The following is a 22,336-nucleotide window of genomic DNA, read 5'->3' as shown; positions in this document are numbered from 1 at the left end:
ATACTGCCTCATCCTTCTTGCAATGGCCACGATCCTGGGCAAGACCGGCTTGCACGCGCAATCCAATTTGGACAACGTGCTCTCGACCGTCGCCACCAACAACAAGACCTTCAAAGCACAATCACAGTACTGGGAGGCACAAAAGGCGAGCTACAAGACGGGCCTGTCCCCCACCGATCCGGTCGTCGGTTTTGATTACATGATCGGCAGCCCCGCCACGGCGGGAAATCAGACAGACTTGACGGTGACGCAGCTCCTGGATTTCCCGACTGCCTATGCCAAAAAACAGCAATTGTCCGAAGCCCAAACCGGCCAAGCACAATGGCAAGTGCAGGCCGCCCGACGTGATTTGCTCTTGGAGACCAAAAAGGTTTGCCTCAACTTGGTGTACCACCGGCAATTGCAGACGGCATTGGCACGCAGATTGGCCCGTGCGGAACAATTGCGGGACGACTTTCAACGGAAAATGGACAAAGGCGACGGCAATGTCCTTGATTTGAACAAGGCACGCCTGCAATGGGTCGCCATCCAACAAGAAAGTCAGGAAAACCGGTTGGCGATCAGCGTGCTCGAAAGTCAACTTGTGGCACTTAACGGCGGAACTGCACTGGAATTCACCGATTCCATCTATCCCCTTGCGACCAACATCGGTTCGTTCGAGAGTCTTGAAAAGGAAATCGAATCCGCCGACCCGATGCGCAATCTTTTGGCGCAGGAGGTTACCATCGCCCAGAAGGAATTGGAGGTGAGCAAGGCATTGAAACTGCCACGCTTGGAGGTGGGTTATCACTACCAAGGAATCCTCGGGCAATCCTACAATGGAGTTCACACGGGAGTTTCCGTGCCGCTTTGGGAGCATCGCAATACCACCGAACTCCGTCAAGTCGAAATTGCCGTTGCCGGGTTGGAGTTGCAAGACCATCTGAACGCGCATTACTTCGAAATCAAAGAGTTGTATGGACGTTTCAAATCCATCGAATCAGCAATGGAAACCTATCGGGCCTTGCTGACCGACCTCAACAGCGAGACCCTGCTCACCAAAGCCCTTGCCCTCGGCCAAATTTCCGTCATCGAATATTTCATGGAGCTGAGCTATTACTACGACGCCCACAACACCCTGCTGTCAATGGAACGGGAATACCAACTCGTGTTGGCAGACCTGCTGAAGCATCGTTTGTGAGGATGGGATTTTGAGTTTCAGTTTCCGTTTGAGGAAGCACGTCGAGCAGCAAAGGGCCGCAAAGTCAAATGAACTACGACTTTGCGGCCCTTTGCGGTTGGATGGGCGAGGAACTGCTGCAGGAGTTTGATCTTGGTATTGAGCAGCTTGATCTTGTCGAGTTTGGAGAGGTAATCGCCCCTCAAACATTCCTCCGCAAAAACTGCAGTGCCAGAATGGTGCTTGGGACCATCAAGGCCGCCATGATCACGAAGATCGTCGTGGAGATGCCAAAGGCGCCGCTGGCGGTGGTGAGGAGGAGGAAAACGAGCAGGCTGAGGTGGCGGAGTTTCAGCATTTTGGGGGTGGGTAATTTGAGTTTGGGAGGTTTCCGACAATCTTCACTATGGTCGCATCATTTCCCTTTATCGTTCGCTATCCACGTTGAACCAAGGGCGGTAGTAGCCGATGGCCAGGTCTTCAAGGTAGAAACGCTCTGAGGCATCTGTACGAATATCTTGCAACACTTTTGGAAAGGAGAAAAAAGACAACGTCACGTTTTCAAGTTCCTTGATCAGTACCTTCTTTTGGGGATAGCCCAGAAGGTGTTCCAAGCCACTTCGGAATTGGCAAGAAGTAGAGTGCTTTCGCAGACGATGCTCATTGGGAAATATCTCGGTACGATTTACCTCGCCAACCTTTTTGGGCTTGTAAATCGGATCCTTCCAGTTCTTTGTAATGTGAAGGTGATCATGGATTCGATTTACAAAGGTTGTGGTTTTACCAATATAGAGAGGATACTTTGGCGGAGCATGGCACTCCTCTGGGAAGTCTGACTCTCGCCATTGTAACTTGATAGCCTCACCTCCAGGGGCGGTTACTTCAATTGAAGGAATGGGTTTCGATTTCTTCAGGGGACCATTCCACCAAAAAGCATAAATGCCCATTTCCCGTTCTTCTGAAAGTTTGAATTCAAATTTCATCCGATCCTTGCGAAACTTGTTTTCTTCCACAAAAGTAGTGAGTTGAACACCCTTGTCTTGCAGCATTGAAGCTACAAAAGCGAGATTTGGATTTTCTAGTTTCATCCTAGACTTTTCACTTTTAGTTTTTCACTTTTCACTTAAAGCTTCTCTCAAAACCTCCTGCAACAAAGCCCCATTCAAAGTCAGGCTCTCCTGTATCTGCGCCTCCAACGACGCACACAACCCTTGATAGGCCGCCAATAACGCTACGATGCGGTGTTGCGTTTGCAGCGGGGGAAGGGGAATTGGGAAACCTTTGATATTATCTTGCCATAATATTCGGTTGACCATTTAATTCCGGGAATCTTAGTCTCGAGATACCACTTATGGATTTGCATCTTCAAAAGTAAAATGAGGTATTCCAGTCACTTTGAATGAGTGTCAAAAACGTCTTTCGATAAATTAAAACTTGTAGTGTCAACACAAATTGAGGATCCCAACTGGTTTTGCCCAGCTATCGTGAGATATCAAAGTTCCGCTTTGCAACTTATGTTGTCACTAACCGCCTCTTTATACTTGGAGGAAACACAATTATTTTCATGTTCAAGAACCAGTCAATTCCTCAATCGCACTTTCTTTATCGGAATACTCCATTGATTACACCGCTTGCACATGTTGGCCATTGGGTTCCCCTCCATAATATACTCCTACCTCCCCCAGCCGCGCCCAAACCCAGCCCTCGGGCAACTCAAACGGCATCTCTTCCTCCGTGATCGGCGGCAAGGGTTTGTCGGCTTTGATTTTCTTTTCCTTGATGAGTTTGGCTTTTTCGGTGCGGATGTGGGCGAGGAGTTCTGCGCCGCTTGCATGCCAGAGTTTGCCGTATTGTTTTGCCAAGTCGGATTCGGCGGGGATCGGCTGATCCGTGGAGAGCTTTCCCTGCACTGCCTCCTGCAACAATTGTTGACGCAGTTGCTTGACTAGGGTTTGTTGGTGGGTGAGTTCGGTGGTGAGTTTCGCGAATGCCCCCTTTTTGACTTTCACCTCCTCGATAATACGCAACTGGTCTTTGACATCTGGAAGGTCAATTTCATAATTCAAGAAGAATGGGTATTTGATATTTCCTATGGTAATGCTGAACTTGCTCGATCACAGAGTCCTGCGAAACCGACAAGTCGGAACTGATTCGGCCTTTGATATTATTCTCACGCGTGGTCAACGTTGTAAGGCCGAAATTTCCTGTGATGATTCCCGTCAACTTCAATCGGTGCGATGCAATTATGCCCATAACGGGATCAATCTTTGGCAGAATGAATTACCAGGCTTCCTCAATATAAATTGCTTCTTAGTAGCCGACAATCAAGCCTTCGTTGAGTCTGCAGAGATAACGCCTCCATTGTGGTTGATTTCAGAGTGGGTCACACCACTTGTTATTCTGTGACTTTCGAACTTGATCCTCAAATGTCGATGGGAAACTTGGCCGCTTCAAAAGTCTCTGAACTTGATATCCAAGCTCATCTCACCGCCTCCTTCAAAGCATTCAACAATCCATTGCTCTTTTCGAAGCTTTTCGCCAGCATTTCCATCAGTTCCGCGCTTGAATGTTCGCGGGATTCTTCGGCTTTGTTGGGGTTTTTGATGTCGAGGTCGTAGCCCCGGTCGATGATGGTTTGGATGGGGACCCGCCACGCGACCTCGCTTTCGGCACGATTTCCCCACCATGCCTCGATCGGTGCAAATTCCTTGCGCTGAATGGTTTTGGTCTTGCTGTATGACTTCTGGCCCTCGGGTAGGCGGTGCTCGTAGTACCAAACTTCTTGGGTCGGCGTGCCCTTGTCGAAGAACAGCAGGTTGGTGGCCACGGTCGCATACGGCTGAAACACGCTGTTGGGGAGGCGCACAATCGTATGCAAGTTGCAGTCTTCCAGGAGTTTTTGCCGCACGCGTTGCTTCACGCCCTCGCCCGTGAGCGAACCGTCGGGCAAGACGATGCCGGCGCGACCGCCTTTTTTGAGCAGGTGAATCATCAAGATCAGGAAAAGGTCCGCGCTCTCCCGCGTGCGAAACGTCTGCGGGAAATTGGTCTCGTTTCCGTTGGCGACGATTCCCCCAAACGGCGGATTGGCCAAGATGACGTTGACGCGGTGCTTTTCGGTGAAGCTCGACAAAGGCTGATCAAGCGCATCGCCAAACCGGATATTGGGCACCTCGATGTCGTGCAAGATGAGGTTGGTGGTCGCCAAGAGGTAAGGAAGCGGCTTGTATTCCCAGCCGACGACGTTTTCCTCGATGCTGCGCAGGTCTTCGACGTTTTTGGCTTGCGCCTTCAAATGTTCGATCGCGGAGCTGAGGTAACCGCCCGTGCCACAGGCGGGATCGAGGACTTTTTCGCCGAGTTGCGGGTTGATGATGTCCGTAATGAATTGCGTGATGGCCCTCGGGGTGTAAAATTCGCCGCTTTTGCCCGCGCTTTGGAGTTCCTTGAGGATGCCTTCGTAGAGTTCGCCGAATGCATGCCGGTCTTTGGCGACGTTGAAGTCGATTTCGTTGAGTTTGTTGAGCACCTTGCGGAGGTTGGTGCCGCTTTTCATGTAGTTGTTGTTCCCTTCGAATACTTCCCGCACAATCAAGGCGCGGCGGTTGCCCTCGACTTTGATGTTGCGCAAGGCCGGAAACAGTTTGCGATCCACGAATTCGAGCAGGGCATCTCCCGTCAAGCTTTCGTCGTCACCCGCCCAGTTGCCCTTGGCGCCCTTGACCCAGTGAAATTCGGCAGGGATGGGCGAGACATAATCGTCATTGGCCAATTCCAAGTCCTGATCCTTGTCGCTGAAGATCTTGAGAAAGAGCATCCACCCGAGCTGCTCGATGCGCTGCGCGTCGCCATTGAGGCCGGTGTCCTGCCACATAATGTCGCGGATGGATTTGATGATGGAGGAGATGTTGGACATTTAAGTGAAAAGTGAATAGTGATAAGTTAAAAGTTGGGGGCGATGAGCCCGCGGCGTCCCGCCGCAGGGCTATTGAACGTTTGCCTCCGGCGGGGGGAGGGGTGACTTAGTTTGAGGCATTCTGAAAAATGCTTTTTGGCATATTTGCCAGTGTGTACAATACCGTGTTTTCAATTTGTTCCTGGCCCGGAGGGCCTGAATTTCGATAGCCCCGGATGAAGTCCGGGGTTGGAGGCACCGATGATTTGATCCTCCGCGAGCCCCGCCCTCGGCGGGGCTCGCGGAGGAAAGCAGGTGGTGGGCCGATTAACCATGGACTTCGTCCACGGCTATGATTGTTTAGGCCCTTCGGGCCATCCAAAGCACAAATCAGATTGCTATTGGCAACGTTCCGAACAAGCATATTCTGAAATTCATACATGTTGGCAATATACTAGTTTTCGCCGGAGGCAAATGTTCGTTAGCACTGCGGCGGGACGCCGCGTGCTCTACCTCCCCCCTATCACGCCATGCGATACAATTCCTCCTCCAATTCCTTCACGGCGGCAAGATAGGCAGCTTTGCCGCCAAAAATGCGGTTGACGATCTCCGTTCTTGAGCCGTATTCGTCAAAGGGCTTGAGTTGAAGGACTTCCATGCTTTCGATATTTTCAATCCCTTGGTCGGCGTATTTGTCGAGCAGGGCTTCCAGGACTTTGCGGGCTTGGTCGCCGTATTTGGTGAAGTAGTTGCGCTTCTTCACGTTGCGGGCGCGTTCGGCGCGGGTCAAGGGCGGCTGTGCGAAGGCGACGTGGCAGATGATGTCAAAGAGGTCGGCTTCGCGTTGGACAGCTGCTTCCAAATCGTCGACCAAAACCCCTGCAGTTTGAGTTCATCAATCAAAACTGCCTTGCGGTCGGCGGCATTCCAATGTTGCAGGAAAGCATTCAGCGTCGGGAACCGGCCCTTGATCAGATCGCGGGTATGGTCAAACAGACTGACGGTGATCGCTTTGCCGTCCTTGTCAAAATGCAATTCGCGCTCGGCAAGGATGGTGACATCGACGCCGTTGACGTAGATTTTTTCGCGTTTGCCGGGGTCACGCGTGACGTATTCCCCCTTAGGCTCGGAGCCATCGGGGTACTTGAGCTTTACCTTTTCAAACTTGATTTCTTCACCCGTTGCTTCATCGACGACCGTGAGCGTGTCTCCCTCCTCTTCGATGACCGTCAAACTGAGATCATCGCCCTCCTTCGCTTCCTTGATCCGCACGGGGTCGCCATCAAAATCTGGATCGGCAAACAGCTCGGTCACGTTGCGGAAGTCCATGATCGTGAAAAAGAACTTGTTGTAGTCTTCATTGACCCGCGTGCCACGGCCGATGATCTGCTTGAACTTCGTCATGCTTTTGATTTCGCTGTCGAGCACGATGAGTTTGCAGGTCTGGGCATCCACGCCCGTGGTCATGAGCTCGGAGGTCGTCGCGATCACGGGATATGGCTCCTCGGGATTGGTGAAATTGTCGAGTTCCCGCTTGCCCTCCTCGTTGTCGCCCGTGATTTGCATCACATATTTATAGTTGGTCGCTACAAGATCAGCGTTTTGGTTGGCGAGTGCCTGCCGCATCCTTGCCGCATGGTCGATGTCGTTGCAAAAGACAATCGTCTTGGCCATTCGGTCGAATCCTTTGAGATATTCGGTGATTTTGCGGGCGACGGTTTCGGTGCGTTCGTCGATGACAATGTTGCGGTCATAATCCTTGCGTCCGTAAATCCTGTCTTCCACCTCTTGCCCTGCTTTGTCCTTTTTGCCTTTTTCGGGGCGCCAATTGTGGGCATCGACATTCAGCGTGACATTCACCACCTTGTAGGGCGCGAGGTAGCCATCGTCGATGCCTTGCTTGAGCGAATAGGTGTAGATCGGTTCGCCGAAATATTCGCTGTTGCTTGCGTGCTCGGTTTCGCGCGGGGTGGCGGTGAGGCCGATATGCGTCGCGGCACCAAAGTAAGTCAAGATTTGCCGCCAATTGCTGTCTTCGGTGGCGCTGCCGCGGTGACACTCGTCCACCACAATCAGATCAAAAAAGTCCGGCGAAAAGTCCTTGTACGCATCTTGAATGTCGATGTCCTCGCCATTCGCAGTGGTATTGTTGGTGAGCCCTTGGTACAATCCGAGGAAGATTTCGTAGGCTTTGTCACTCGAATCGATGCCGCGTTTGCGGTTGGAAACGAGTTCATTTTTGCCATCCGCTCCGGTCACCACCTTTTTCCGGATGATGGTCATCTTGTCCTTGAAATACTTGAAGTCGCCCTTGCGGGTCTGATCAATCAAGGCCGTGCGGTCGGCAAGGAACAGAATGCGCTTTTTGAAGCCCGATTTCCAAAGGCGGTAGATGATTTGGAAGGCGGTGAATGTCTTTCCGGTGCCTGTTGCCATCACGAGCAGGACGCGGTTTTTTCCCATGGCAATGGCCTCGATCGTGCGGTTGATGGCGATTTGCTGATAATAGCGTGCAAGGCGGTCGCTTCCGTCGGAGTAATAATCCTGCTGCACGACCTTTGTGACCTCGGGGGTGACGATGCCTTTAAACTTTTTGTACTTCTCCCAGAGTTCAGCCGGCGAAGGAAATTCTTCGAGTGAAATTTCCCTTTCGATGGGGCCATCGGTCACGGTCTTGTCATGAAAGAGAAAGCCGTCGCCGTTGCTGCTAAACACAAAGAGGATGTCCAAATCGGCAGCATACGCGAGGGCTTGTTGCATCCCCGATCCGACGGCTTGGCGATTGTCCTTGGCTTCGACGACAGCAAGCGGCTGATTGGGCTGATAGGAAAGCAGGTAATCCAGTACCTTCATTTTCCCGCGGGTGGTCATCGTTCCCCGCACAAAAATGCGTCCTTTTGTATAAGGAACCTCCTCCCGCAGCTGCGTGATCAGTTCCCATCCGGCATTGCGAATCGCGGGTGTGATGAATCCGGTGCGGATTTCCGTTTCAGAGAGTTTCTTTTTTTCCATTGTTGGCAGGCTCAAACAGCAGCAGGTTCTGTGCAAGCACATTCGAAGGTACACAAAACCATGAAATGGAAGACATTTCCTGTCAAATCGGAGGGAAATATTGGCGGAGGATGCGAGTTGGCTTGCTGAGACAGGTCAACTGGGCTATTTCAGACAATGTAGGCAGCGGCCATTTGTTTAAGGGGAGCTTTGTAAAAGTAATCGGTCAAAGCGATGCAACCACGATGGGCAAATTTGACAATTGTCAATAAGCCTCCCTTCTCCTTTGTTGGGGTTCATCCCGAGAGTCGGGAGAACCGCAAGAACGGAGAGGGGAATGGTTACAATTCATACCATGAGCGGGATGATGTTGTTGAATATATCACATGATGAATGGGCTGCTAGGGCCGCTAGCGCGGCGTTTGAGGGCGGCGTGTGAGTGTGTGCGTATGCAGAGTGAGTGTGTCTATGCGTGAGGGCGAAGTGGGCGTGTGCGTGGAGAGTATTTCAAAAAGTGTGTCAAGTTTTAAAATTTTTAACTTAGACACATATGGCAAAAAGCGAGAATTTTGATTTTGAAGCGTTCCAAAAGACAGCAACTGATCGTATCAGGTCTGGTTCGCCGTTGTTGGGGACGGACGGGGTTTTCACTCCGTTATTGAAGGCGTTTTTGGAGTCTGCCTTGGAAGCTGAGATGGCAGAGCACTTAGACGGTGAAGAGAGTTCCAATCGTCGAAACGGTCATGGCAAAAAGCAAGTCAAGACGAATCTTGGGACGGTTGAAATAGCACCGCCACGTGATCGTGACGGTACTTTCCAGCCGAGGATTGTTTCCAAGCGGAGCAATGTTCTGAGTTCCGATCTGGACGAAACGATTCTTCTGCTCTACAGCCAAGGAACTAGTTATCAGGACATCAGTGCGCAGATGATGCAGATATACGGGGTCGAGATCTCTGAGTCAACGATAACCAGGATCACGGACAAGGTCTGGCCGCTGGTGCAGGAATGGAGGACAAGACCACTGGATGCCGTTTATCCATTCGTATGGCTGGACGCGATCCATTTCAAGGTTCGCAAGGATGGTCGGGTCGTCCCTATGGCGGTATATTGCGTGATCGGGGTGAACAACGAAGGGTACAAAAGCCTCCTGGGGATGTACTTGGGGGAATCCGAGGGTGCCAAGTTCTGGCTCGGTGTCGTTACGGACTTGCGGCAGCGGGGCGTCGAGGACATCTTCATCGCCTGCATCGACAACCTCAAGGGCTTCGCCGAGGCGATCGAGTGCGTTTTCCCGCAAACCGAGGTGCAACTGTGCATCGTCCACCAGATCCGCAATAGCGTGAGGTTCATTCCGGACAAGGACGTCAAGGCGTTCATGGAGGACTTGAAGAAGGTTTACAGGGCTGAGACCAAGGAAAAGGCCGAAATGAAGCTCGACGACCTTGAAAAGGATTGGGGGAAGAAATATCCGACAGTGATTGAGTCTTGGAGGCGAAACTGGGGCCGCCTCTCCAATTATTTTCAGTACACCGACCACATCCGCAGGGTTGTCTACACCACCAACACCATCGAGGCATTCAACAGGCAATTGCGCAAAGCACCAAGACAAAGGGGGCTTTCACGTCCGAGCAGGCGCTTATGAAACTGCTCTATTTGGTTCAGGAACGTATCACCCAAAAATGGAACAAGCCTGTATTCAATTGGAATGCAGTCTTGTCCGAATTATCCATTATATTTGGTGACAGGCTACGTTTACCATTATGACGTCGCTCTCCTCGCGAGGGGTCTTGTTGGGAGCCGAAGAAGCGCACAAGCTCACGCACGGCCCAACTTCTCTCCACCTCCCAACAAGGGAAGTTCTGACACACTTTGTGAAACACTACCTGTAACGTTGTTTTGATCTTTGAAACGCGTCCAAAATTGGTCTCCTATGCGCCGGAATGCATGGTCCCCGATTGCCGGAATCAACCCTCTCACCTCTTCAGCCCACTCATAATCCCTGACATCAGCCATTTGAGCCAAAAGGCGATGATGGATTGTTGTTGATTGCGCACTGCACTGACTTCCAATTCCATGACCTCGCCTTTGGTGCCCTTGCGAATGATGATGTGATTGACGATGAAGGCTTTCAAGCGTTGCTTTTTGTCGCTGTCTTTGATCTTGTCCTTGTTTCGATCCTTGTCTTTTCCTTTGTCTTTTCGATCCTTGCCTTTTCCTTGAGCTTTGCCTTTTGCTTTGGCCTTGTCTTTGGACTCTCCTTTGGCTTTGTCGTCGCTGTGGTCACCGAAACCGATCTTGACGTCTTCGTATTCGAGCCACATCATGCCATTGCATCGCTCGTCGTCTCCTTTCATTGAAAATCGCAATCCGGTGCAATGGCCGGAGAGAAATTTGAACCCTTCGGATGCTTCGATCACGGGATTAAAACGTGAAAAGTCACCCTCGCTAAAATTACCGTTCACCACGAAGCCATAGTTGGGATCGTCGTAGCTCATGATGGCTTCGCCGGTCATCCATACGCTTTGCATCCAACGCATCTTTGTTCTCACGCTGAATGTCCGCGCTCGGGAACTGTTGTTGCCATAGCCCAACCAAAACAATTCCCATTTGTCAATGGCAACGCGACCCTGAATCGCGGCATTGTCGGGCGTGAATGTATAGTTGAGAGCGGCATCACTGGCATGAATGGTATCGACGATAAACAAAAAGGGAACGGCTTCAATCCAAGCTTGGGGCATGGGGCGTACCCCTGGTTTCAAGGGTCTATCTTTGTTTTGGACGAGCGTAACCACCGGACTGGTCAGTTCCATTTTCGAGGCACGCCACCGCAAGGAATCGGTATAGGCCCAAACAATCCCGGAGATGACCGCTTCGGGTGCCGAAAATTGTGCAAGGAGGGTGATAAATGGTTCGTTTAGGTCGGTGTAGCTGCAATTCACTTTGGGCTTGAGGTGAATCCCGACAGCGCGAAATGTTTGCGCATCCATGTTGTAGGCAAGCGTATCGGCTTTGAGTTCATGGTATTTGAATGCCGTGCTCAATTCACAATCAGTGACCAAAAACGTGAGCGGGCGCGTGAGGAAGCCATATTGGTAGCCGTCATCGGTATGCTGGGCGATCACCGAACCCGACAAAGACTGTATTTTAAGTCCACCACCGTTTTCGCCTGCCATAGCAAGGTCGATATTGCGCAATTCAAACTGTTCGATTTGCCAGCTTTGAGGATTGATTATTTTCTTGGAAGGCGTGGCCAACGAATCATGAAGGGTATCTTGTGGAGAAAAAAACAGCGCTCCATCACGCAATTCCAACCTGGAAAGTTCGAGGAAATGCCCATCAAAGATTCTTCCCCATTCCAACGAAGCCTTCGCATGGCGGACGGAGAAGTCCAAACTATCATCGGATTTGGATGATTTGACCGAGTTGAGGTGCGCATCTTTGAAGGAAATGCCGGGCGGAAAAAGATGAAAATCAACTGCCTGATAGGAGATTTGCATTCCTGCATCGGTCACCACTTGGACCAAACGTTGCTCCAAATAGCGCGTAAGCCAAAACCAACCGCCCCAAGCCAACATTCCCAACGAAAAAAAGACAACCAACAGCCTCCTGAGTCGTCGTTTACTTCTGCCCACAGCAGGTTTTTCTGAAGTCGTTTTAATTCCCAAGATGATTTCTTTCATGTTTTCGTTGCAGTAAAAGCTTATTCGCCCCTTTCACCGACTTCTTTTTTGCCACCTTGCTTTATCGCGTCACGCAAGGACTTTCTCGGATTTGCTGCACTATCCATCATCTTCGAAAGGTAGGGCACGAAGTTGCATTCCCTTTTACATCCTTCGGGAAACTGTTTACATTTCTCACGTTTTTTGATGAAGGATATGTTTTTAGTAACCTCCCATCTTATGCCTGCCTTTTTGCCGCCTCACGGATTCCATTGCGTGAATTGTATAACAATCATGCCCCATTGTGTATCACAAAAGGTGTACAGCACCCCGAACTTTGGCCAAGTGCTGGATCATGAAATTGCCTCAAAACAGGACGGTAATGACATTGAAAGGCTTAAATAGGTTTTTTTTGTTTCACGATTGAGGTAAAAGTTGAAGGTATGAAAGTATTAATCGTATTGACTTCCCATAGCGAATTGGGAAATACGGGTGAAAAAACAGGCTTTTGGATCGAAGAATTTGCAAGTCCTTATTATGTTTTGGCGGATGCCGGAGCTGAAATCACTATTGCTTCACCGCATGGAGGACAACCTCCTGTTGATCCTAAAAGCGAGGTCGCTGAAGCGCAAACGCCTTCTACAGAACGGTTTTCCAAAGACAATGTCGCAATGGACAAAGTGGCGCATTCGCAGAAGCTGAGCACTGTCGATCAAGCGGATTATGACGCTGTTTTTTATCCCGGAGGTCATGGCCCATTGTGGGATTTGGCAACGGATCAGCACTCGATTCAATTGATCGAGGCATTTTACAACCATCAAAAACCTGTCGCATTTGTTTGCCACGCGCCTGCGGCCTTGGTGAATGTCAAAACGAAAAACGGGGAACCATTGGTAAAAGGAAAGCACGTGACAAGTTTCTCCAACACGGAAGAAGAGGCCGTCAAATTGACGAAGGTCGTGCCTTTTTCGCTCGAAGATGAACTCACGAAACATGGCGCGATTTACTCCAAAGGAGCTGATTGGGCATCGCATGTGCAGCAAGACGGGGTATTGATTACAGGTCAAAACCCAGGCTCTTCCGAGGCTACGGCCAAATTGCTTTTGGAGGCCGTGAAAAAGACAACGTGACCCCGCGAAATTTCAATCTGAAAGGCGGTGCAAATCAGGCTGCACAGAAACGGTACACTGCGGATTCACGCAATCCCTCAGAGCAAGCGCGAAGCCGCGGACCGTTACCTGCAAGCATATTTGAAAAGACACTCAACGAGAAGTATGTTCTACTTCTTCATAAAAACTGTTTAATATTATAGGAAGACAAAATGGCAAAAGCTAGTGGAGTATATCAGGAGGTTTACATAAAAAGAGACGGGGAATTCATCAGTCTGAAAAATGACGTGAGAGATTTCTGCGAGAAATACATAAAGCCTGTTCATCCTAAAGATTGGGATTGGGCAGAAAGAGATTTTGAAGATCCAAAGAATGATCCGACAATAGCGGAAGCCAGAGCTATCAGAAATGTTATTTACAAAGATCTAAATGACAAAAAGGAAACATCCATAGATCTTTCAACAATGAATAATGTTGAGGCAATCAAAGCATATTTGGACCCAAAAAGCAAGCATGAGGAATTCAACATGGAGGAATTTGCTTTTGCACTAAAAGTGGAACTTGAACACGGGAAATTAAAAGAAGTCAATGTAACGAATAACCACCCGTTTTTAACTGCAATGATTGCGCTGGCACATATGACTGAAAGCCTGACCTATTATAAGCGACTTCAAATAATGGAAGTTGAAGGAGAAGTTTATGAAATTTTACGCAAGCTTAAAAAAACTGATAAAGGACAAGAAAAATTGCATGCAGAATTGGTGAAAGCCGAAACGGATTTGATCGACTTTAAAAAAGGGCTTGCCAACCGCTTAGAAAAAATGGATGATATACCCGTGTTGGAGAAAATTGGTGACTAATTTAGGTTCCGTTTCATATTGAATGGGTAACACCGCAAGATGGATTGACTTTTGAGAAGCCCAACTTTCCTGTGCGTAGATCGATGACCGTGATGATGGTTTCGGTTTTTGACTATTCTCTGGGCCAAGTGTCTCCACAGCCGTTACGCAACCACGCTCAGCCGTCACGGTGAATTGCTACCCCAATCCGACCGATGGCGCATTGCCCCTCGCCTACATATTGCCGATGGAGATGGACGTCACGCTGCGGATGTACAACAGCGCCAGCGCAGAGATGAACGCATCCGCACAAGGAACGCAAGGCGCAGACGGGCATGCCGCGCAACTGGACATGGCGCAATTTGCGGCTGGGATCTATCTGGTCAAGTTTGTATTGGGGCCGGATGTGGTTTTCAGGAAGGTGTTTGTGGAGTAGTTGACAGTGGAAAGTTGACTTGCCCCCAATCATCGGACCTCTTTTCCCCCGTCACTGATCTGTCTGGTATCCACATAAACCTACGTTACCCATTGAGCAAGCGTCTTGGGCGCACGCGAAGCCGCCATTCCACATTGGTCAGTGGTCCCATTTTGGGGGTCAAAGTCACCCATCCACAAGACAATCCTTAAAGTAAAATCAATCACAAACAGCGTAACCAAAGTTACAAAGCCACAAGACGACCCAGTAACATGAGTCACGGAGGGCCCTCAAATGCCGACGTAGTATTGCATCATCAAAGCGTAGTACATGGAATATATTGGATACTTTTCAGCAATTATCATTGGTGTGTCTCTGGGTCTGATCGGCGGCGGCGGTAGCATTTTGACGGTGCCCGTGCTCGTTTACCTGTTTCGGGTGGATCCGGTGCTTGCGACCGCCTACTCCCTGTTTGTGGTCGGACTGACCTCGGCCGTCGGCTCGGTGAGCTATTTCCGCAAGGGCTTGGTGAATGTGAAGACCGCGATCATCTTCGGGATTCCGTCGATCATTGCCGTGTTTGCCACCCGTGCCTGGATCGTGCCGGCCATTCCGAAGGAGATTTTTGAGGTGGGCGGATTTATGGTCACGAAGTCGATCCTGATGATGGTATTGTTTGCGATCTTGATGATTGCAGCTTCCTACAGCATGATCAAAAAAGCCAAGGCTGCCCCTGAAGGCGCCGCCGCTGCGCAGAAATTCAATTATCCGCTGATCCTTCTCGAAGGTGGCGTGGTGGGCATTCTCACAGGTTTGGTAGGTGCGGGAGGTGGATTTCTGATCATTCCTGCCCTCGTCGTCTTGAGCAAATTGCCGATGAAGGAAGCCGTTGGCACATCTTTGGTGATCATCGCAGCAAAATCCCTGATCGGATTCCTCGGCGAATCCGGTGATACTCCCATCGACTGGCAATTCCTGCTCACCATCACGGCCTTTGCCGTTGTAGGTATCTTTATTGGAACCGCGCTTTCCAAACGCATCGACGGTGCCAAACTCAAACCGGCCTTTGGATGGTTTGTCCTGGTCATGGGTATCTATATTATTATCAAAGAATTGGTATTCCCTGCATCTTGAGTTACATAACCCAAGGTACGCGATAGCCGTCTTTTGAATGGGTACTTCACCCATCATTTCCTCGCAATTCGAGTTTCCTTTTCCTTTCAATTTTCCTCCAGAAAAACATGAATCACGTTAGCACAATGAGAATAGAACAGATTTACACAGGATGCTTGGCACAAGGTGCCTACTACATCGTTTCCGAAGGCGAAGCCGCCATCATCGACCCGTTGCGCGAAGTACAGCCGTACCTCGACCGGTTGGCACAAGACGGTGTACAGTTGAAGTATATCTTCGAGACCCACTTCCATGCCGACTTTGTTTCGGGACACTTGGATTTGAGCCGCAAAACCGGCGCCCCGATCATCTTCGGACCCAGTGCCAAGACCAATTTTGAGTCGATCACCGCCACCGACGGACAAATCTTCAACCTCGGTAAAGTCAAAATCAAGGTATTGCATACCCCCGGCCATACGATGGAAAGCAGCACCTTTTTGCTGATCGACGAAAATGGCAAAGACCATGCAATCTTCAGCGGAGACACTTTGTTTTTGGGAGACGTCGGGCGTCCTGACTTGGCCCAAAAGGCCGCAGACATGACCCAAGAGCAGCTTGCAGGCTTGCTCTACGAAAGCCTGATGACCAAAATCATGCCCTTGGCCGACGACGTGACCGTTTATCCTGCCCATGGCGCCGGCAGCTCCTGCGGCAAAAACATGATGAAAGAAACCGTCGATAGCCTCGGCAACCAAAAGCGGATGAATTATGCCTTGAACCAACCCAACAAGGAGGCCTTCATCGCAGCTGTGACCGAGGGGCTTACCCCGCCTCCAGGTTATTTTGGCGCCAATGTCGGCATGAACAAGTCGGGCTACGAAAGCTTTGAGAATGTGCGGAATCAAGGAATGACCAGTCTCTCGGCGGATGCATTTGAGGCCGTGGCCGAATCGCAGCATGCCTTGATTCTTGACACCCGTGACAGCGGCACTTTTGCCCTCGGCCATATCCCGCAGTCGATCAGCATCGGCTTGAACGGCGATTTTGCTCCCTGGGTGGGCGCCATGATCGTGGACGTGAAGCAACCGATCCTGTTGGTCACAGATGCCGGCAAAGAGGAAGAAACGGTGACCCGCCTCAGCCGCGTAGGCTTTGACAACGTTTTGGGTCATCTTAAAGGTGGATTTGCGGCTTGGCAGCATGCAGGCAAGGAAATCGACCAAATCAACCGCATCAGCGCCGCAACATTTGCCGAGCGCTTCGATGCTGCGCAATCGGTCGTGGTCGATGTGCGCAAAGAAAGCGAATATGCGGCAGAGCACGTCGAAGATGCCTACAGCAAGCCGCTCGCCTACATCAACGAATGGGTGAAGGACATCAACCCGGAGCAACATTTCTTCCTGCATTGCGCGGGCGGATACCGGAGCATGATCGCTGCCAGCATTTTGCAAGCACGTGGCTACCGCAATTTCTCTGAAGTGGAAGGCGGATTCAAGGCGATTTCCGGCACGGAGATTCCGCGTACCAACTTCGTCTGCCAAAGCAAGGTCATGAAAGCCTGATGAAACCGAAAATTGGAGGCCAAACGCAATATTTGGCCTCCAATGAGGGTCCCTTCGCAAGTTCCAAGCCAAGTTTGCAAATGCTGCAAACTTGCATGGGACGCGGCTGACAAACCCGAAATTTTCTTGGATGTTGTGGTTGAACATTTCAAAAGATTAACTTTAGAAAATGATGAGTCTTACAAATAATACGTCAGGCGTGCTGGACATGATCCGTGGCGGCGCTATGTTGGTGGACGTGCGTTCTGCCGAAGAATTCCAGACTGGTTCGGCCCCCGGCGCGGTCAACATCCCGCTGAACGAAATCCCGGCCAACTTGGCCAAGTTTGAAGGCAAGGATGCCATCGTCGTTTTCTGCCGCAGCGGCAACCGCTCGGGACAAGCGCAGCTTTTCCTGAAGCAAAACGGCATCGCCAACGTCGTCAATGGCGGCACGTGGATGGATGTCGCCCAACTCGTCCAGCAGGCTGGAAATTGACCCACAAAGCCAACAACATGGAAAAGATTAAAGTATTGATTCCGACCGATTTCAGCGTACAGGCCGAGTATGCCTACCTGCTCGTGAAGCGTTTGGCGGAAAAAGCCGACATGGATGTGCACTTTCTGCATGTGTTGAATGTGCCAGACACCGTGACCATGGATGCCCAGGGAACGATCAGCACCTGCGGTGAAATCGACGTGAATTTCGTGAAAACGCAGAAGGACATTGCCGAGCGCAAACTCGAAAACCTGCGCAACCTGCACGGGGCGCAGTTGTCTGTGCATTTGATTTTCGGGAAAACGACCACGGGCATCACCCAATTCGCAGAAAAGAATGCCTACGACCTGATCGTGATGGGCACGCATGGCGCGGTGGGTTTGAAGGAGCGGATTTCAGGAAGCGAAACACAAATGGTGGCCCGCGCCTCCAAGGTGCCGGTCCTGTCCTTGATGTGCGACCGGTCGGAATTGGAGGTGCACAAAGTGCTGCTTGTCCATGACTTCGCCCAAGCCGAATGCGAGGATTTGCGCGTGCTGCACCGCCTCATTCAGGCTTTTGGCATTGAGGTGCATTTCCTTCAAATTGTGCGCACAGACAAGCCCGCCACCGTGCAACAAGTGGAGGCCGACATGCAGCGCTTCGCCGAATTGAACAAGATCGGCAAATATATCGCCCACACCATTCAAGATACCGATGTCGAGCATGGCGTGGTGCATTTCACGCAAATGCACGACATGGACATGATCTGCATCGGTACGCATGGCAGGGGCGGATGGCTGCATCACAGCGCCACCGAAAAGCTGATCAACCACATGCATAAACCCCTGATTTCCTTCCCTCTCAAGAACCACAAAGCGTAATAAAAGCAATGTTAGATTTTCTTCTACAACCTTGGCCTTGGTGGATCTCGGGCACACTGATCGCCGCCATCATGTTTATGCTCCTCTACTTCGGGCAATCCTTCGGATTTTCTTCCAACCTGCGCACGATATGCGCTGCTGCGGGCGCGGGCAAGAAGGTCAAGTTTTTTAATTTTAACTGGCGGAGTCAGATTTGGAACCTCGTCTTTTTGGTCGGCGCCGTAATCGGTGGCTTTCTGACCCAGCAGTTTTTGACAGTGCCCGATGCCACGGTGCAAATCTCGCAAGCCACCGTCACGGACTTGGCTGAGCTGGGATTTTCGGCACCGCAAGGCGCACAACCCAAAGAATTGTTTGCCTGGGATGCCCTCCTCAGCATCAAGGGGATTCTCATCCTCGTGCTCGGCGGATTGCTCGTCGGCTTTGGTGCACGGTATGCAGGCGGATGCACATCGGGCCATGCCATCAGCGGACTTTCCAACCTTCAGATCCCTTCCCTGATCGCCGTGGTCGGCTTTTTTGCCGGCGGCTTGATCATGACATTCCTTATCTTCCCACTCATCTTCTAATCCAGACAGGCATCATGAAATTCATCAAGTTCTTATTGGTCGGCATTCTGTTTGGCATCGTCATGGCCAAATCGGAAGCGTTTTCCTGGTACCGTATCCAGGAGATGTTCCGGTTTCAGGCCTTTCACATGTACGGCATCATCGGGGTCGCAGTGACCTTGGGCGTCATTGGCACGGCCTTGCTGAAGAAATTCCAAGTGCGTGATTTCCAGGGAAACCCCATCCTGTTTCCACCGAAGGCCCGCTCCGTCTTTCGCTACCTGATTGGCGGCACCCTGTTTGGTTTGGGTTGGGCACTGAGCGGTGCATGTCCCGGCCCCATGGTGGTCAATATCGGTTATGGCTACCTCAGCATGCTGATTGTGTTTGGTTCGGCCATCCTGGGAACCTTCCTGTATGGCGTCATCGAACGTTATCTTCCGCAATGATCCCTTAACGACACACAGTTATGGAACGATTCAATCCCCAAGAGCAAAAAATCATGCGCAACATTGGTCGCGCAACCTTCTTGCTCGTCCTCGTGTTTGTGCTGGGTATTGTGGCTGTGCCGTTTGTCTTCATGCACACGTCGGAAATCCGGTCATTGTGGACGGGCGAATCCGCAGGCGATTCCAAAGCCCAGGACGCCAACCTCGTCAAGGCCGAATTCTGGACTGCCCCGAGCCTCCAAGACATTGCCGATACGGTAAAAAGAGCGGAGGTCACTTATGGTCAGGACTTGATCGCGCATACCGCCAAATATTTGGGTCCGCGTGGAACCGTTTTGCAGATCAGCAATGGCATGAACTGCCAAAACTGCCATTTGGATGCGGGAACCAAGGTTTTCGGGAACAATTACGGCGCTGTGGCGACCACCTACCCCAAGTTCAGGGCGCGGAGCGGCAGCATCGAAAACATCTACAAACGCGTGAACGATTGTTTTGAGCGCAGTCTCAACGGGCAGGCGCTCGATACCCTCGGCAAGGAAATGGGTGCCATCGTGGCCTATATTGAGTATTTGGGTTCGAATGTCAAAAAGGGAGAAAAGGCTGCCGGCTCCGGATTCAAGGACCTCAAGTACCTCTCCCGCGCGGCCGATCCTGCATTGGGCAAAAAGGTGTATGAAAAGCAATGCCAAAGTTGCCATCAACCCAATGGCGAAGGCACCTTGATGACAGACGGCTCCGAATACACCTATCCTCCCTTGTGGGGACCGCATGCCTACAACGATGCCGCCGGACTGTACCGCGTCTCCAATTTTGCCAAGTATGCCAAGTACAATATGCCCTTTGGCGCCAACCACGAAAACACGCTGCTCAGCGACGAGGATGCTTGGGACGTGGCTGCCTTCGTCAATTCGCAACCGCATCCGCACAAAGACACCCCCGATGATTGGCCCGATGTTTCCAAAAAACCCATCGACCATCCCTTTGGACCTTATGCCGACGCAATGAGCGAAGAACAACATAAATTTGGGCCTTGGCCTGTCACAAAATAGTAGATTTGCGCATCCGAATACCAATCGACAACCTTCGCAGTCATGGAAGAAACGAGAAGAGATTTTATCAAGAAACTGGGCATGCTGGGCGGAGCGGGATTCCTCGCAGCCTCACCCCTTCAAGCCTTTTCCAATGCGAAGGCCGAGGAAACGGATGCAGAAACGGATGCAGAAACGGACCGAAGCGCCTGAAGGACAAAAGCCCGTGCGGGTGACCATCCTGCAGACGACGGACGTGCACTGTCAGATTCATCCCCACGACGAATTGTTTTGGGAAGACGGCAAGTCTGTGTTTCGGAAAACCGGCGGTTATGGCCAATTGGCGACCTATTTGGCGCAACATCGCAAAGCCAATCCGCAAACATTCGTGATCGACACAGGCGACATGTTTCAGGGCAGCCGGCTTTCGGTCAAAACGAATGGCAAGGCCATCTCCCCTATTCTCGATGCGCTGCAATACGACCTTTACCTTCCCGGAAACTGGGAAGTGATTTACGGCAAACGCACCATGCAAACTTTGCTCGGCGGCCTGCAGGGGCCCAAGGTTTGCGCCAACATGTACCACGACCTCGGCGAAGGCAAACGCGGGGAGCTGATCTTTCCGCCGTACCATATCTGGAATGTTGCGGGGATCAAAATTGGTTTCCTCGGTTATACCGATCCGCTTGTGCCGATTCGGCAATCCCCCGTGTACAGCAAGGGCATTATTTATTCGAAACCCGAAGAAAATATCGCCCATTTTGTGGACGTATTGCGCAATCAGGAGCAATGCGCCTTTGTCTGCGTGGTGGCCCACCTCGGACTTTCGCAGCAAATCCACCTGGCCAATCAGGATGTTTGTGCAGGCGTGGACTACATCCTCGGCGGGGATACCCACGAGCGCGTTCGGGTGCCCATCGTCTGCAAACATGCGAAAGTTGTGGAACCCGGTGCCTTCGGATCCTTTGTGGGGCGGCTCACATTGACCATCGAAAACGGAAAAGTGGTGGCCGATGAATACGCACTCGACGAAATCTCCGCCTCCAAATACAAACCCGCCAAGCAGATGGAATCCCTGATTGCGCAGGTTGAAAACCCATTCGAAGCAGAAATTGAGGAGGTATTGGGCTACAGCACGATCCCGCTCTACCGCTACTTCGTCATCGAAAACACCATCGACACGATGATTCTCAATGCCTTGAATTTTGCATTGCCCGATGTCGACATCAAACTCTCCAACGGCTTCCGCTTTTGCCCGCCGCGCAGCACCCGCGATGAAACGGGAAATATCCCCATCACGGGAGGCTATTTGTACGATATTTTGCCCGTGGACAGCGTATTGCGCACCGCAAACGTGACCGGTCGGCAGATTCGGGAATGGCTGGAAAAGGAACTGAATAACGTCTTTGCCAAGGATGCTTCCGAGCGTTTTGGCGGATGGTTGATCAAATTCAAGGGGATGCAATTGCGGTTTTATGCATTCGGAGAAAAGGGAAAACGCGTGCAGGAGGTCAAAATTGGCGGACAGGAACTCGACCCTGAGAAAGTGTACAGCGTGGTGGCTTGCGAACGTGAAGGCGACCCTGTGGATACCCTCTGCCGCATCAAAAATGTGCAGCAGCCGCGCAATTTGCCGATGACGCTGTATTCGGTGATGAAGGAATATTGGAATGCCCATTCGCCCGTCACACCCACACCCGAACGCAATGCGGTGGCCCTCGATGCACCCGAAACATTGCTGACCCAGGTCACGGGTGTAGATTATCAATTTCGCTAAAAGAAAAAATTCATCAATATGAAAAAGCTTTGGTTTGTATTTGCCCTGCTCTTGCTCGTCGCAGGCAGCACAATGGCCCAGGAAGCCAATTACGCCAAGCCACACAAAATTGTGGTGCAACTGCAATCGGGTGATACCTTGGCGCATAAATCCCTGTTCAAACAACTGAACAATATGATCACCGTTTCGCCCAAGTCGCAGATCGAGGTGGTCTGCCACGGACCCGGAATTACGATCCTCATGCCCGAAAAGTCTAAATTCACCCATGAGCTCAAGCCCTTGGTTGACAAAGGCGTAGTGTTTGTCGCCTGCGAATTTACCATGAGCGAAAAGAAAATCACCAAGGAACAACTTTCACCTGAAGCCGGTTTGGTAAAATACGGCATCCTTGAAGTGGTGACCAAGCAGGAAAAGGGCTGGAGCTATATCAAGGGCGGGTTCTAAGAATCAT

General features: G+C 51.0%; 20 protein-coding genes and 2 pseudogenes. 15 read left to right on the top strand and 7 right to left on the bottom strand.

Going from position 1 to position 22,336, the window contains the following annotated elements; all coding sequences use genetic code 11:
* Nucleotides 1–22 precede the first annotated feature (22 nt).
* The gene (locus IPN95_08505; GenBank protein MBK9449442.1) at nt 23–1,180 is read left to right on the top strand and encodes a TolC family protein; all 1,158 of its coding nucleotides are present in this window, start codon (nt 23–25) and stop codon (nt 1,178–1,180) included.
* A 181-nt stretch (nt 1,181–1,361) separates the two neighbouring features.
* On the opposite strand, the gene IPN95_08500 is transcribed toward IPN95_08505, so the two are convergent.
* From IPN95_08500 to IPN95_08475, 6 genes and pseudogenes are all read right to left on the bottom strand, one after another.
* A complete protein-coding gene (locus tag IPN95_08500; GenBank protein ID MBK9449441.1) occupies nt 1,362–1,517 on the bottom strand; it encodes a hypothetical protein in 156 nt (51 codons plus the stop codon).
* A gap of 67 nt (nt 1,518–1,584) precedes the next feature.
* Entirely contained in the window at nt 1,585–2,247 is a 663-nt protein-coding gene (locus IPN95_08495) for a hypothetical protein (protein MBK9449440.1), read from the bottom strand.
* 24 nt (nt 2,248–2,271) lie between these two features.
* Nucleotides 2,272–2,475 (bottom strand): restriction endonuclease subunit S, encoded by a 204-nt coding sequence (locus tag IPN95_08490; GenBank protein ID MBK9449439.1) that lies wholly within the window; start codon nt 2,473–2,475, stop codon nt 2,272–2,274.
* 306 nt (nt 2,476–2,781) lie between these two features.
* Complete coding sequence (locus tag IPN95_08485) at nt 2,782–3,225, bottom strand: hypothetical protein (GenBank protein ID MBK9449438.1); 444 nt, start codon at nt 3,223–3,225, stop codon at nt 2,782–2,784.
* A 413-nt stretch (nt 3,226–3,638) separates the two neighbouring features.
* Complete coding sequence (locus tag IPN95_08480) at nt 3,639–5,075, bottom strand: N-6 DNA methylase (protein MBK9449437.1); 1,437 nt, start codon at nt 5,073–5,075, stop codon at nt 3,639–3,641.
* A 502-nt stretch (nt 5,076–5,577) separates the two neighbouring features.
* Nucleotides 5,578–8,066 (bottom strand): annotated as a pseudogene (locus IPN95_08475) (DEAD/DEAH box helicase family protein).
* A gap of 529 nt (nt 8,067–8,595) precedes the next feature.
* Here IPN95_08475 and IPN95_08470 point away from each other — a divergent pair.
* Nucleotides 8,596–9,809 (top strand): annotated as a pseudogene (locus IPN95_08470) (IS256 family transposase).
* A gap of 209 nt (nt 9,810–10,018) precedes the next feature.
* Here IPN95_08470 and IPN95_08465 read toward each other — a convergent pair.
* Nucleotides 10,019–11,725, bottom strand: a complete 1,707-nt coding sequence (locus IPN95_08465; GenBank protein MBK9449436.1) for a hypothetical protein — start codon at nt 11,723–11,725, stop codon at nt 10,019–10,021.
* Nucleotides 11,726–12,147: 422 nt separating this feature from the next.
* Here IPN95_08465 and IPN95_08460 point away from each other — a divergent pair, with 422 nt between their 5' ends.
* From IPN95_08460 to IPN95_08400, 13 genes are all read left to right on the top strand, one after another.
* Entirely contained in the window at nt 12,148–12,834 is a 687-nt protein-coding gene (locus tag IPN95_08460; protein ID MBK9449435.1) for a type 1 glutamine amidotransferase domain-containing protein, read from the top strand.
* 191 nt (nt 12,835–13,025) lie between these two features.
* Nucleotides 13,026–13,673 carry a hypothetical protein gene (locus tag IPN95_08455; GenBank protein MBK9449434.1) on the top strand — a complete coding sequence of 216 codons (648 nt, stop codon included), beginning with the start codon at nt 13,026–13,028 and terminating at the stop codon, nt 13,671–13,673.
* A gap of 169 nt (nt 13,674–13,842) precedes the next feature.
* The gene (locus IPN95_08450; GenBank protein MBK9449433.1) at nt 13,843–14,088 is read left to right on the top strand and encodes a T9SS type A sorting domain-containing protein; all 246 of its coding nucleotides are present in this window, start codon (nt 13,843–13,845) and stop codon (nt 14,086–14,088) included.
* A gap of 309 nt (nt 14,089–14,397) precedes the next feature.
* Complete coding sequence (locus IPN95_08445; GenBank protein MBK9449432.1) at nt 14,398–15,201, top strand: sulfite exporter TauE/SafE family protein; 804 nt, start codon at nt 14,398–14,400, stop codon at nt 15,199–15,201.
* 125 nt (nt 15,202–15,326) lie between these two features.
* On the top strand, nt 15,327–16,742 hold the full coding sequence (locus tag IPN95_08440) for an MBL fold metallo-hydrolase (protein ID MBK9449431.1): 1,416 nt from the start codon (nt 15,327–15,329) through the stop codon (nt 16,740–16,742).
* 169 nt (nt 16,743–16,911) lie between these two features.
* Nucleotides 16,912–17,220 carry a rhodanese-like domain-containing protein gene (locus IPN95_08435; GenBank protein ID MBK9449430.1) on the top strand — a complete coding sequence of 103 codons (309 nt, stop codon included), beginning with the start codon at nt 16,912–16,914 and terminating at the stop codon, nt 17,218–17,220.
* A 17-nt stretch (nt 17,221–17,237) separates the two neighbouring features.
* The gene (locus IPN95_08430) at nt 17,238–18,083 is read left to right on the top strand and encodes a universal stress protein (GenBank protein ID MBK9449429.1); all 846 of its coding nucleotides are present in this window, start codon (nt 17,238–17,240) and stop codon (nt 18,081–18,083) included.
* Nucleotides 18,084–18,091: 8 nt separating this feature from the next.
* Nucleotides 18,092–18,652 (top strand): YeeE/YedE family protein, encoded by a 561-nt coding sequence (locus IPN95_08425; GenBank protein MBK9449428.1) that lies wholly within the window; start codon nt 18,092–18,094, stop codon nt 18,650–18,652.
* Nucleotides 18,653–18,666: 14 nt separating this feature from the next.
* Nucleotides 18,667–19,080: a YeeE/YedE family protein gene (locus tag IPN95_08420; GenBank protein MBK9449427.1), complete on the top strand. Its 414-nt coding sequence runs from the start codon at nt 18,667–18,669 to the stop codon at nt 19,078–19,080.
* A gap of 20 nt (nt 19,081–19,100) precedes the next feature.
* On the top strand, nt 19,101–20,129 hold the full coding sequence (locus IPN95_08415; protein MBK9449426.1) for a c-type cytochrome: 1,029 nt from the start codon (nt 19,101–19,103) through the stop codon (nt 20,127–20,129).
* Between the two features lie 42 nt (nt 20,130–20,171).
* Complete coding sequence (locus IPN95_08410) at nt 20,172–20,321, top strand: twin-arginine translocation signal domain-containing protein (GenBank protein ID MBK9449425.1); 150 nt, start codon at nt 20,172–20,174, stop codon at nt 20,319–20,321.
* The gene (locus IPN95_08405) at nt 20,263–21,885 is read left to right on the top strand and encodes a 5'-nucleotidase C-terminal domain-containing protein (GenBank protein MBK9449424.1); all 1,623 of its coding nucleotides are present in this window, start codon (nt 20,263–20,265) and stop codon (nt 21,883–21,885) included. Before IPN95_08410 ends, IPN95_08405 begins: the two co-directional genes overlap by 59 nt.
* Nucleotides 21,886–21,903: 18 nt before the next feature.
* Nucleotides 21,904–22,329, top strand: a complete 426-nt coding sequence (locus IPN95_08400; protein ID MBK9449423.1) for a DsrE family protein — start codon at nt 21,904–21,906, stop codon at nt 22,327–22,329.
* Nucleotides 22,330–22,336 lie beyond the last annotated feature (7 nt).

The sequence above is a fragment of the Bacteroidota bacterium genome, assembly GCA_016718825.1.
Classification (GTDB): domain Bacteria; phylum Bacteroidota; class Bacteroidia; order J057; family JADKCL01; genus JADKCL01.
Note: the sequence above shows the minus strand (reverse complement) of the source record. Positions and strands in the feature narration are given on the sequence as shown.